The sequence below is a fragment of the uncultured Paracoccus sp. genome (assembly GCF_937873615.1).
GTDB lineage: Bacteria > Pseudomonadota > Alphaproteobacteria > Rhodobacterales > Rhodobacteraceae > Paracoccus.
The window spans coordinates 110,822-122,520 of sequence record NZ_CALMYP010000032.1; the positions used below are offsets into that span (position 1 = coordinate 110,822).

Here is an 11,699-nt window from a genome sequence, read left to right on the forward strand (position 1 = left end):
CCCATGGCAGTTCACACCTTCTCCTGCATCGACGGCCACACCTGCGGCAACCCGGTCCGCCTCGTCTCGGGCGGCGGCCCGCGCCTGAAGGGCGCGGACATGCTGGAAAAGCGCGCCCATTTCCTGCGCGAATTCGACTGGATCCGTACCGGGCTGATGTTCGAACCGCGCGGCCATGACATGATGTCGGGCACCATCCTCTATCCGCCGACGCGGCAGGATTGCGAGGTCGCGGTGCTGTTCATCGAAACCTCGGGCTGTCTTGCCATGTGCGGCCACGGCACCATCGGCACCATCACCATGGGCATCGAAAACGGCCTGATCCAGCCGCGCGAACCGGGCCGGCTGTCCATCGAGACCCCGGCCGGCAAGGTCGATATCTCCTATGTGCAGGAGGGCCGCTTCGTCGAGGAGGTGCGCCTGACCAATGTCCCCGGCTTCCTTTACGCCGAGGGGCTGACGGCCGAGGTCGAGGGGCTGGGCGAGATCGCCGTGGACGTGGCCTATGGCGGCAATTTCTACGCCATCGTCGAGCCGCAGCCGCATTTTCGCGACATGGCCGATTTCAGCGCGGGCGAGCTGATCGGGTTTTCGCCGAAGCTGCGCGCGGCGCTGAACGCGAAATACGACTTCATCCATCCCGAGCATCCGCAGATCAACGGCTTGTCGCATATCCTCTGGACCGGCGCGCCGACAGTGGAAGGCGCCCATGCCCGCAATGCGGTCTTCTACGGCGACAAGGCCATCGACCGCTCGCCCTGCGGCACCGGCACCTCGGCGCGGATGGCGCAACTGGCCGCCAAGGGCAGGCTGAATGTCGGCGACGAATTCTGGCACGAGAGCATCATCGGCTCGATCTTCAAGGGAAGGGTGGAAGCGGAAACAGAGGTCGCGGGACGCAAGGCAATCATCCCCTCCATCGCCGGATGGGCGCGAATGACCGGCTATAACACCATCTTCATCGACGACCGCGACCCCTTCGCGCATGGTTTCGTGGTGAAATGACCGCGACCCGCATCCTGCCCGGCACCGGCGCCGGCCCGGTTCTGGCCATGGATCAGGGCCTCAGCTTCTGGGGCGGGGTCGATCCGGACAGCGCCTTTGTCATCGACGAACACCACCCGGCCTATCGGGCCGATCTGAACGGGCGCGTGGTCTTGATGCCGACGACGCGGGGGTCCTGCTCCGGCTCTGGCGTCATGCTGGAACTGATGCTGAACGGGAACGCCCCCGCCGCGCTGATCTTTTCCGAGGCCGAGGATGTGGCGACGCTGGGTGCGCTGATCGGGGCCGAGATGTTCGGCCAGACCCTGCCCGTCCTGCGCGTCACGCGCGCGGATCTTGCCGCGCTGGCGCGGGCCGAGCGCCTGAGCATCACCGAGGGCGCGATCATCGGCGATGGCATCGCGCTGCCCATCGCCGAGATGCCCGACAGCGCCCTGACGTTGAGCGCCGAGGATGAGGCCATCCTTGCCGGCCACGACGGCGAGGCGGCGGCGCTGGCGATGCGGATCATCTGCACCATGGCGCGGCTGCAGGGGGCCGCGGCAATGACCGACGTGACGCGCGGCCATATCGACGGCTGCATCCTTGCCAATCAGGCCAACCTGATCTTCGCCGAGAAGATGCAGGCGCTTGGCGCGAAGGTCCGCGTCCCGACGACGATCAACGCGATCTCGGTCGACCGCCGGAACTGGCAGGCGCAGGGCGTGCCGCTGCTGTTCGGCAATCAGGCCTCGCGGCTGGCGGATGCCTATACGCGCATGGGCTGCCGGCCCAGCTTCACCTGCGCCCCCTATCTGCTAAAGGACCGGCCCGCGCGTTCCGAGGATATCGCCTGGGCCGAATCCAACGCCGTCATCTATGCCAATACGGTGCTGGGTGCGCGGACGCCGAAGCATCCCGACTATCTGGACCTGTGCATCGCCATGACGGGCCGCGCGCCGCTTGCGGGCGTCTATCTGGAGCCGGAGCGCCGCCCCGCCCGGGTGTTGGAGATCGACCCGCCGATGGGCGCGGATGACAGTTTCTGGCCGCTGGTGGGCTATGTGGCCGGGCTGAAATCGCCGGATCGGATACCGCTTTTGCGGGGAATCGCGGTGCTCAGCCCGACGAAGGACGACCTCAAGGCGCTGTGCGCGGCGTTCGGGACGACCTCGGCGGCGCCGATGCTGCATGTCAAGGGCGCGACGCCGGAATGCCGGCTGCCGCTGCGCGAGGGTGCCGATACGCTGCGCATCGCCCGCGCGGACCTTGAGGCCGCATGGCACAGGCTGAACCAGGGGCCGGAGCAGGTTGATCTGGTCGCCATCGGCAGCCCCCATGCCTCGGCCGATGAATGCCGATATTTCGCGCACCTGCTGAACGGCTGGCCGGTGAAGATACCGACCATCCTGACCGCCGGGCGCGAGATCATCGCGGCAATCGAGACCGATGGCACGCTCGCGACACTGACGGAACTGGGCGTGCAGGTCATTCCCGACCTCTGCTGGTGCTCGATCACCGAGCCGGTCTTTCCCTCCAAAACGAAGACGGTAATGACCAATTCCGGCAAATACGCCCATTACGGCCCCGGCCTGTCGGGCCGCGCGCTGCGCTTCGGCAGCATGGCCGCCTGCGCCGAGGCCTCCGTTACCGGCTTCGCCCCCAACACCCTGCCCGACTGGCTTCAGCCCAAGGAAGGACCCGCCCATGCGTAGCAAGCAGACCATCCACGTCATTTCCGCCCATGCCGAGGGCGAGGTCGGCGATGTCATCGTCGGCGGCGTCATGCCCCCTCCGGGCGAGACGATCTGGGAACAGTCCCGCTGGATCGCACAGGACGACCGCTTGCGGAACTTCGTCCTGAACGAACCGAGGGGCGGTGTCTTCCGCCATGTGAATCTACTCGTTCCGCCCAAACACCCCGAGGCAGATGCCGCCTTCATCATCATGGAACCCGAGGACACGCCGCCGATGTCCGGCTCGAACTCGATCTGCGTGTCCACGGTGCTGCTGGATGGCGGGCTGATCCCGATGCAGGAGCCGGAAACCCGCATGGTGCTGGAAGCCCCGGGCGGGCTGGTCCGGGTCCGCGCCGAATGCCGCGATGGCAAGGCGCAGCGGATCTTCGTGCAGAACCTGCCCAGCTTTGCCGGCCCGCTGGATCAGGCGCTGGAGGTCGAGGGGATCGGCACGCTCAGCGTCGATACCGCCTTCGGCGGCGACAGCTTCGTCTTCGTCGATCCGGCGGCGATGGGCTTCGCCATGACCCCGGACGAGGCCCATGACATCGCCCGCCTTGGCGTGCGCATCACCAATGCCGCGAACGAGCAGATGCAGTTCCGCCACCCGACCCTGCCCGACTGGACGCATTTCAGCTTCTGCCTGTTCGCCGGCGCGCTGGAACGCGCGGCCGAAGGCCTGCGCGTGAAGGCCGCCGTCGCCATCCAGCCCGGCAAGGTCGACCGCTCGCCCACCGGCACGGCCCTGTCGGCGCGGATGGCGGTGCTGCATGCGCGCGGCCAGATGGGACCGGGCGACCACCTGACCGCCGTGTCGCTGATCGGCTCGACCTTCGGCGGGCGGATCGTCGGGACCACGACCCTTGGCGACACGCCCGCCATCCTGCCCGAGATCTCGGGCCGGGGCTGGATCACCGGCATTCACCAGCACATGCTGGATCCCGACGATCCCTGGCCCGAGGGTTACCGGCTGTCCGACACATGGGGCGCGCGCTGACACGGCATTGATCTGCCCGCGCCACCGCTTTATGCAATATGTCGACAGGAAGGGCGCGACGATGAGCAAGAAACCGGCGGCAGCGCCAACCGAACGCAGACGCGGCGAGGGCGTGAAATTCGTCTATGAGATCCTGCGCGACGAGATCATCGACCTGACCCTGCCCCCCGGCAGCCCGATCGACGAGATCCAGCTGGCCGAGCGCCTGTCGATGTCGCGCACCCCGATCCGCGAGGCCCTGGTGCGGCTGGCCGGCGACGGGCTGGTGACGACGCTGCCGAACCGCTCGACCGTGGTGTCGAATATCGACTTCCTGAACATGCACCACTTCTTCGACGCGCTGACGCTGATGTATCGCGTCACCACGCGGCTCGCGGCGGAAAACCGCACCCCTGCCGATCTGGTCGCCATCCGCGCCCATGAGGCCGCCTTCGACAAGGCGCTGGCGGATCGCGACGCCATGGCGATGATCGCCACCAACCGCGATTTCCACGCCGCCATCGCCGAGGCCGGCCGCAACCCCTATTACACCGGGTTGTTCTGCCGCCTGCTGGACGAGGGGCGGCGGATCATGCGGCTTTACTATTCCTCCTATGGCGACGCGCCGCCATCGACGGATACCGGAGGCCACGCCAAGATGGTCGCCGCCATCGAGGCGCAGGACGTGACCGAGGCCGACCGCCTGGCGACGCTGCATGCCGACCTGATCGTCGGCCAGATCCGCAGCCTTCTGGCGAAGGACCGGCGGCAGGCGATTGCGCTTTAGCGGGCGCCTGCTCAGCGTCCGGTGATCCCGGGGAAGATGATCAGCAGAGCAATGGCCAGGATCTGCAGGCCGATGAAGGGCAGAAGCGAGCGGAAGATGATCCCCAGCGTGATCTCGGGCGGGACCACGGATTTAAGATAAAACGCCGCAGGACCGAAGGGCGGCGACAGGAAGCTGACTTGCATGTTCATGCAGAACAGGACTCCGAACCACACCGGATCCATGCCAAGCTGGACGATGATCGGCACGAAGATCGGCATGGTCAGCAGCGCGATCCCGACCCAGTCGAGAAAGGCACCGAGGAAGAACAGGATTGCCATCATCACCAGCAGGATCACCGTCGGATTGTCGGAGATTCCAGTGATCATGTCCGAGACGAACTTGACCCCGCCCATCAGGTTATAGACCCCGACGATGGCGGTGGCGCCGATGCCGATCCAGACGATCATGCCGACCGTCGCCAGCGTCTGCATTGCCGCATCGCGCAGTAGGGCGAAGGTGAACTCGCCGCGCAGAACCGTGGACAGCAGCACCCCGCCCACGCCCACGGCAGAGGCCTCGGTCACCGAAGCGATGCCGCCATAGATCGAGCCCAGCACCAGAGCCACCACCAGAAGCGGCAGCGTCAGCCCCTTGAGCAGGCGCAGCTTTTCCTCTCGCGGGACCGGCGTCGGATCGGTCGGCGGCACCGCGCCGGGCGTCACATAGGCGCGCACCAGGATATAGGCGCAGTAGAACAGCGCGAGCATGAAGCCCGGCAGGAAAGAGGCGGTGAACAGCTCTCCGATCGAGACATTGGCCGTCAGGCCATAGATGATCAGCACGATCGAAGGCGGGATCATGGTGCCGAGCGAGCCGCCCGCGCAGACCACGCCGATGGCCAGGTTGCGGTCGTAACCCAGCCGCAGCATCTGCGGCAGGGCGAGCAGGCCGAGAAGCACGATCTCGCCGCCGATGATGCCCGACATGGCAGCAAGGATAACCGAGACGAAGACGGTCTGGATGGCCACCCCGCCGCGGATGCGCCCGGCGAACAGCTTCATCGCGTCGAACAGGTCGCGGGCGATGCCCGAACGGTCGAGGATCGCCGCCATCAGCACGAACATCGGCACCGAGACGAAGACGAAGTTCATCACGAAGGAATAGACCCGGCTGGTGATCAGCGGGATCGACATCGGGCCGAACCAGCCGAGCGCGAAGATCAGCGCCACCAGCAGCGTGACGAAGGCCAGCGGCATGCCGGTCAGCAGCAGCAGCACCAGCATCGCGAACATGACCAGGGTGCCCCATTCGATCCCGAGGGACTGGAGGTTGAAACCGATATCCAGCATGGGCCTATCCTTTCGCCCGACGGGCGTAGTTCACCGCAAAGATCAGGAACTGCACGACCAGCAGGACCATGGTGACGAAGATGAAGATCTTGACGAGCGCGGGCGTCGGCGGGCTCCAGGCGCTGCCGGTGGTTTCCAGCCGTATCTCGCCCGAGGGCGTCCAGACCGCGCGGGTGACCATGTGCCAGGCCGCATAGGCGAAGAAGCCCGAAGCAATGGCGCAGGAGATCGAGATGAGGATGTCGAAGATCCGCCGCAGCCCCGGTGGCAGGATGTCGTAGATCAGCACCACCCGGATATGGCTGTTGCGGCTGGTGCAATAAAGCCCGCCGAAGACGAAGGCCATGCCGCACAGGAACACCGTCGTCTCATGCGCCCAGATGGTCGGACTGTTCAGCGCATAGCGCAGGAACACCTCGGACAGCAGGATGGCCGCCGATATGACGATCCCGGCGGCAAAGATATAGCCGGCCTTGTCGACCATCAGCCCCATCAACCCGGCCTCGGGCGGGATATTGCCCGTGCCCTCGCTGGTCGCGGCAATGTCGATTTCTTCCTTCCGAGACGGCTCGGTCATGCGATCTCCCTCCCCCGTTCAAAGAAACCGGCCGCCCCTCAGGCGGGGCGACCGGATCCGGCTTATTGCAGCATGCCCTTATCGTTCAGATAGGCGGTCAGCGTGTCGAAGACCTTCTGCGACATCGGCGACTGGGTGGCGATCTTTTCCCATTCGGCCACGCCCAGGGCACGGAACTTCGCGCGTTCCTCGGGCGACCAGTCATGCACGGTGATCTTCGGGTTCTGCTTGGCCAGTTCCACTGCGGCAAGATCGGCGTCGCGGTTGCCTTGCAACTGGGTCTGCTGGAACTCCTTCACGGTTTCTTCCAGCATGGCCTTGATATCGTCGGGCAGCGCGTCCCACTTGGCGGCATTCATCGACACCTCGACCAGCGGCAGCGAGTGGAAGCCCGGATAGACCGGGTTCGGGGCGATGTCGTTCATCCCCTGCGCCTGGTTCACCGAAAAGACCGAGTAATCGGCCGCATCCACGACGCCCTTGTCGAGCGCGGTAAAGACTTCGGCCGAGGGCAGGTTCACCGGCGAGGCACCGGCGGCGGCGAAGACATTGGCGATGGGCCCTTCGGGCGAGCGCATCTTCACCCCTTTCAGGTCATCCACCCCGTCCAGCGGCACGCGCGAGACGAAGGCTTCCAGACCCGGGGTCGAGACGCCGATGAAATGCAGCCCGTAAGCGCCCAGCAATTCCTGCATCAGCTCCTTGCCGCCGCCATTCTCGACGAAGTCGATCATCTGCTCGGGGTCCGACCAGGCCCCGACCGGGTTCGAGATCAGCCCGAAGGCCGGGTCCTTGCCGGCCCAATAGGAACTGTCGCAGATCTGCCCGTCCAGAATACCGGCTGCAACCGCGTCCAGGGTCTCGTTATATTCGACGACCGAGCCGACCGGCAGAAGCTCGATCTGAACCTTGCCGCCCGATTTTTCGGCCACGAGTTCGGTCCAGCCCTTCTGGAACTCGAAATTCGGATTGCCCGCCGGGTCCGAGGACTGGAATTTGAAACTGTAATCCTGCGCCGCCGCACCGCCTGCGGACAGCATCAGGGCCAAGGTGGCCGCCTGGATGATCTTCATGGTCTTCTCCCTAGTTTGGTTGATTGTCGGGTGGTGTTTGTCCGGCATCGCGCCTCGGGGCGCAGCGCCTTCCTTTTCAGACCTCCTCCTGCCCGGAAGCGTCGGGCAAGGCGATGCGGAGGTCAAGCAGGCCCGGGTCGATATCGCGTTCCAGCCGGTCGAGCATCTCCACGCCCAGATCGACCAGCCGGTCGGACATGGCGCAGGCGCAGGCGACATCGCCATCCATCACTGCCCGCATGATCGCGATGTGACGATCCAGCGAATCCCGCAGCCCGTCCTGCCTGCTGATCCGGCTGATATCGAGATAGCCCGAGCGACGCGCGAAAGCCTTCAGCGGGCGCAGGCTGCGTTCCAGAAAGCGTTCCCGCGAGGCCTGAATCATCAGGATATCGAAGGCCTTGTCCAATATGTTGAAACGGTCGAGCGTGATGGTCTCGCGCTCCTGCTCGCTGCGGCGCAGGATATGGCCCAGGCGGGCGCGCTGATTGCCCTCCATCCCGGCAATCGCGGCGCTCAGCACGAAACGGTCCATGTCGCGCCTGAGCATCGCCAGCCGCTTCTCGCGGGCAAGGTCGATGGGGGCGACGCAAAGCCCGTTGCGAGGCAGAATCTCGAACAGGGTTTCCGCCGCCAGCCGCCGCACCGCCTGGTGCACCGGCGTCCGCCCCAGCCCGGTCAGGTCCTGCAGATCCTGGGTGCGCAGGCTCATTCCCGGCTTGAGCTGCAACGAGATGAACAGTTCCTCGATGCGCTCATAAGCCATGCCGGTCAGATCGGCCGGCCCCGACAGCATTGCTGCCTCCGCCATGCCCTCTACTGCCTTCTGCGTCTTCTCCGTCAGAGAATTCACCCTCGACCTCCCATGATGTTTTCTGATATTTCACAGCATATCTTGCAAGTCAATTCGATTCGAGCCCGCCCGGGGAGGGGCCGCCGCATGAAAATCACCGCGATAGAGACCCTGAGAACCGAGGAGTTCTCGAATGTCCTGTGGGTCCGGCTGCATACGGATCAGGGCCTGATCGGGCTGGGAGAGACCTTCTATGGCGCCGCCGCGATCGAGGCGCATATCCACGACACGCTGGCGATCCGGCTTCTCGGCAAGGACCCGACCCGGATCGAGGCGCTGAACCGGACCATGGTCGATCTGCCGATGGCGCAATCCTCGACCGGGGTTGAATATCGCGCGGCCTCGGCGGTGGATATCGCACTCTGGGACCTGTTCGGCAAGCTGACCGGCCAGCCGGTGCATAACCTGCTGGGCGGGCTGAACACCGACCGGCTGCGCGTCTACAATACCTGTGCCGGCTACGGCTATGTCCGCAGCCACAATATCCGCCCCGTCGATACCTGGAATATCGGCAGCGACGAAGGCCCCTATGAAGATCTGAACGCCTTCATGACCGATGCCGGGGCACTTGCCGAAAGCCTGCTGGAAAGCGGCATCACGGCGATGAAGATCTGGCCCTTCGACCCGGTTGCCCAGGCCAATCGCGGCATGTCGATCAGCGCCGAAGAGATGGGCCGCGCGCTCGACCCGTTCGAGAAGATCCGCAAGCGCGTCGGCGACAAGATGGACATCATGGTCGAGATGCATTCGCTGTGGAACCTGCCCATGGCGATGAAGATCGCCCGCGCGCTGGAACCCTATGGCGCCTTCTGGATCGAGGATCCGATCCGCATGAATTCGGCCCAGGCCCTGGCCGAGCTGGCGCAATCGACTTCCATCCCGATCTGCGCCAGCGAGACGCTGGGATCGCGCTTCCCCTACAAGGACATGCTGGATCGGGGCGCCACCCATATCGCCATGGTCGACCTGTGCTGGACCGGCGGGCTGACCGAAGGCCGCAAGATCGCCGCGCTCGCGGATACCTATCACCGCCCCTTCGCGCCCCATGACTGCACCGGCCCGGTGGGCTTCGTCGCCGCCATGCATTGTTCCTTCAGTCAGCCGAACACGCTGATCCAGGAATCGGTGCGCGCCTTCTATACCGGCTGGTACAAGGAACTGGTGACCGAACTTCCGGTGATCCGCGACGGCCATGCCCTGCCGATGGAGGGCCCCGGCCTCGGCACCGAACTGCTGCCCGCGGTCTTCGAGCGCAGCGATCTGAGCGTCCGGAAATCGGAGGTCGACGCATGAGCCTGACGCTTTTCGACCTGACCGGGCGCACCGCCCTGATCACCGGCTCATCGCGCGGTCTTGGCCGCGCCATCGCCGAAGGGCTTGCCGCCTGTGGCGCAAGGGTAGTCATCAACGGCTCGAACGAGGCGCGTCTTGCGCAGGCGGTAGATGATATGCGCGCCGCGGGCTTTGATGTCGAGGGGGCGCTGTTCGACGTGACCGACGAGGCGGCCATCTGCGCGGCCTTCGACGCCTTCGACGCAGAAGGGCAAGAGATCGACATTCTGGTGAACAATGCCGGCATTCAGTTCCGCAAGCCGATGCTGGAACTTGCCACCGCCGACTGGCAGCGGGTGATCGATGTCAACCTGACTTCGGCCTTCGTCGTCGGGCGCGAGGCCGCCAGACGCATGGCAGCACGCGGCAAGGGGAAGGTGATCAATATCGGCTCGCTGACCTCGGATCTCGCGCGGGCCACCGTTGCGCCCTATACCGTGGCCAAGGGGGGCATCAAGATGCTCACCAAGGCGATGGCCGCCGAATGGAGCGAGTTGGGCATCCAGTCCAACGCCATCGCACCGGGCTACATGCTGACCGACATGAACGAAGCGTTGGTTTCGAACCGCGACTTCGATGCCTGGGTCAAGGGGCGCACGCCGATGCGCCGGTGGGGCAGGCCAGAGGAATTGGCCGGTCTGGCGATCTTTCTGGCTTCGGATGCGTCGAACTATATCTCCGGGCAACTGATCTTCGCCGACGGCGGCATGAGCTCGGTTCTGTGAGGTAGATCGACCGCAAATTTCGCAAGTTTCAGAAAGTGAGAGCGGCGGTGAGAAAGTCGTCCACGGTAGCGGCGGGATGAGCCTGCTGCGGGCGGCGTAAAAGTCGTCCACCTTTGCCTTTCCTTATTTGACGGAGGGAGGGCGGGAGGATCTTCACCGTGGATTTGTATCGCAAGGTTCGTCTGGCGTGCGCAGAAGGCATGAGCCAGCGGGAAGCGGCCCGGCATTTCGGGATATCTCGTGACAGCGTTCGGAAGATTTTGGCGTTTTCGATCCCACCCGGCTATCGGCGGTCAGCACCGATCCGGCGGCCGAAACTGGATGGGTTCACCGGGATCATCGACCAGTGGCTGTCGGAGGATCGGGAGCGACCGCGCAAGCAGCGGCATAGCGCCAAGCGGATCTTCGAACGGCTCCGAGATGAGCATGGGTTTGAGGGCGGCTACACCATCATCAAAGACTATGTTCGGGAGCACGCTCGGCAGCATCGGGAGATGTTCGTTCCGCTTGATCATGCACCGGGCCATGCCCAGGCCGATTTCGGCGAAGCGGTCGTGGTGATTGGTGGAGTTGAGCAGAAGGCGCACTTCTTCGCTCTGGATCTGCCGCACAGTGATGCCTGTTACGTGCGTGCGTATCCGGCGGCGACGGCGGAAGCCTGGATGGATGGCCACGTCCATGCCTTTGGGTTCTTCGGTGCCGTGCCGCTGTCGATCCTCTTCGACAACGACCGGTGCCTTGTTGCGAAGATTGAACCGGAGGGAACCCGCAGACGCGCGAAGCTCTTCAGCGAGATGCTGTCCCACTACGTGATCCGGGACCGCTACGGGCGCCCCGGCAAGGGGAACGACAAGGGTTCCGTCGAAGGGTTGGTCGGCTATTCCCGGCGCAACTTCATGGTGCCGATCCCGAACTTCCCGACCTGGGATGGCGGGCGGCATGTCTCGGTCGATCTGATGCTGGAGAAACTGCCCCCGCAGGCACGCCGAGGGGCCGAGTTCCTTCGTGACGGATTGATCGCTCTTGCGCTAATATCGCTGGTATTCGGCGGCAGTCAGCTTGCGCAGATGGTTGGCGGGGTCAGCACCAGCTTGCAATGGCCCAACTGGGTTCGCTATGCGATCATTCCTTCGGCAGGCGTGCTCGCGCTGGTTTTCCTGCTGCTCGAAGACAGCCGCAATGCTGCGATACTGAGGAATGGCGCCGCCATCGCGCTGGGCGCGGCGGCCTATACCCTGATCCAGTATCCCGCGCTGTCCCCCTTTGACGAGAGTGTCAGATCTTCTGTGTATGAGCGATCCGGTCCATGCTTCTTCGAAAGG

11 protein-coding genes are annotated in these 11,699 nt (G+C 64.7%); 7 read left to right on the plus strand and 4 right to left on the minus strand.

Annotated features, from left to right (window positions below):
- Positions 1 to 3: 3 nt before the first annotated feature.
- The 4 genes from Q0330_RS09040 to Q0330_RS09055 all read left to right on the plus strand — a co-directional run bounded on the left by Q0330_RS09040 (position 4) and on the right by Q0330_RS09055 (position 4,486).
- Positions 4 to 1,005 (plus strand): 4-hydroxyproline epimerase, encoded by a 1,002-nt coding sequence (locus Q0330_RS09040; RefSeq protein WP_299477589.1) that lies wholly within the window; start codon positions 4 to 6, stop codon positions 1,003 to 1,005.
- Positions 1,002 to 2,699 carry an aconitase X gene (locus Q0330_RS09045; RefSeq protein WP_299477592.1) on the plus strand — a complete coding sequence of 566 codons (1,698 nt, stop codon included), beginning with the start codon at positions 1,002 to 1,004 and terminating at the stop codon, positions 2,697 to 2,699. The genes Q0330_RS09040 and Q0330_RS09045 overlap by 4 nt, the downstream gene beginning before the upstream one ends.
- Positions 2,692 to 3,720, plus strand: coding sequence for a proline racemase family protein (locus Q0330_RS09050; protein ID WP_299477595.1), 1,029 nt, complete (start codon positions 2,692 to 2,694; stop codon positions 3,718 to 3,720). Before Q0330_RS09045 ends, Q0330_RS09050 begins: the two co-directional genes overlap by 8 nt.
- Before the next feature lie 61 nt (positions 3,721 to 3,781).
- A complete protein-coding gene (locus Q0330_RS09055; protein ID WP_299477598.1) occupies positions 3,782 to 4,486 on the plus strand; it encodes a GntR family transcriptional regulator in 705 nt (234 codons plus the stop codon).
- 11 nt (positions 4,487 to 4,497) lie between these two features.
- Here Q0330_RS09055 and Q0330_RS09060 read toward each other — a convergent pair whose 3' ends face one another.
- The 4 genes from Q0330_RS09060 to Q0330_RS09075 form a co-directional block, all read right to left on the minus strand.
- Entirely contained in the window at positions 4,498 to 5,817 is a 1,320-nt protein-coding gene (locus Q0330_RS09060; RefSeq protein ID WP_299477601.1) for a TRAP transporter large permease subunit, read from the minus strand.
- 4 nt (positions 5,818 to 5,821) lie between these two features.
- The gene (locus Q0330_RS09065; protein ID WP_299477635.1) at positions 5,822 to 6,310 is read right to left on the minus strand and encodes a TRAP transporter small permease; all 489 of its coding nucleotides are present in this window, start codon (positions 6,308 to 6,310) and stop codon (positions 5,822 to 5,824) included.
- Positions 6,311 to 6,456: 146 nt separating this feature from the next.
- Entirely contained in the window at positions 6,457 to 7,467 is a 1,011-nt protein-coding gene (locus Q0330_RS09070; RefSeq protein WP_299477604.1) for a TRAP transporter substrate-binding protein, read from the minus strand.
- A 76-nt stretch (positions 7,468 to 7,543) separates the two neighbouring features.
- Positions 7,544 to 8,278, minus strand: coding sequence for a GntR family transcriptional regulator (locus Q0330_RS09075; protein ID WP_299477607.1), 735 nt, complete (start codon positions 8,276 to 8,278; stop codon positions 7,544 to 7,546).
- A gap of 129 nt (positions 8,279 to 8,407) precedes the next feature.
- Here Q0330_RS09075 and Q0330_RS09080 point away from each other — a divergent pair, with 129 nt between their 5' ends.
- The 3 genes from Q0330_RS09080 to istA all read left to right on the plus strand — a co-directional run.
- Entirely contained in the window at positions 8,408 to 9,613 is a 1,206-nt protein-coding gene (locus tag Q0330_RS09080) for a mandelate racemase/muconate lactonizing enzyme family protein (protein WP_299477610.1), read from the plus strand.
- Entirely contained in the window at positions 9,610 to 10,377 is a 768-nt protein-coding gene (locus Q0330_RS09085) for an SDR family oxidoreductase (protein WP_299477613.1), read from the plus strand. Before Q0330_RS09080 ends, Q0330_RS09085 begins: the two co-directional genes overlap by 4 nt.
- A gap of 158 nt (positions 10,378 to 10,535) precedes the next feature.
- Positions 10,536 to 11,699: IS21 family transposase (istA, locus tag Q0330_RS09090; protein WP_299477616.1), on the plus strand; the 1,164-nt coding region annotated here is incomplete at its 3' end.

Coding starts and splice junctions, on each gene's coding strand:
- Q0330_RS09045 (WP_299477592.1), top strand. CDS start 1,002: ATGACCGCGACCCGCATCCTGCCCGGCACCGGCGCCGGCCCGGTTCTG.
- Q0330_RS09080 (WP_299477610.1), top strand. CDS start 8,408: ATGAAAATCACCGCGATAGAGACCCTGAGAACCGAGGAGTTCTCGAAT.
- Q0330_RS09060 (WP_299477601.1), bottom strand. CDS start 5,817: ATGCTGGATATCGGTTTCAACCTCCAGTCCCTCGGGATCGAATGGGGC.
- Q0330_RS09065 (WP_299477635.1), bottom strand. CDS start 6,310: ATGGGGCTGATGGTCGACAAGGCCGGCTATATCTTTGCCGCCGGGATC.
- Q0330_RS09075 (WP_299477607.1), bottom strand. CDS start 8,278: ATGGCGGAGGCAGCAATGCTGTCGGGGCCGGCCGATCTGACCGGCATG.
- Q0330_RS09040 (WP_299477589.1), top strand. CDS start 4: ATGGCAGTTCACACCTTCTCCTGCATCGACGGCCACACCTGCGGCAAC.
- Q0330_RS09085 (WP_299477613.1), top strand. CDS start 9,610: ATGAGCCTGACGCTTTTCGACCTGACCGGGCGCACCGCCCTGATCACC.
- Q0330_RS09055 (WP_299477598.1), top strand. CDS start 3,782: ATGAGCAAGAAACCGGCGGCAGCGCCAACCGAACGCAGACGCGGCGAG.
- Q0330_RS09050 (WP_299477595.1), top strand. CDS start 2,692: ATGCGTAGCAAGCAGACCATCCACGTCATTTCCGCCCATGCCGAGGGC.
- Q0330_RS09070 (WP_299477604.1), bottom strand. CDS start 7,467: ATGAAGATCATCCAGGCGGCCACCTTGGCCCTGATGCTGTCCGCAGGC.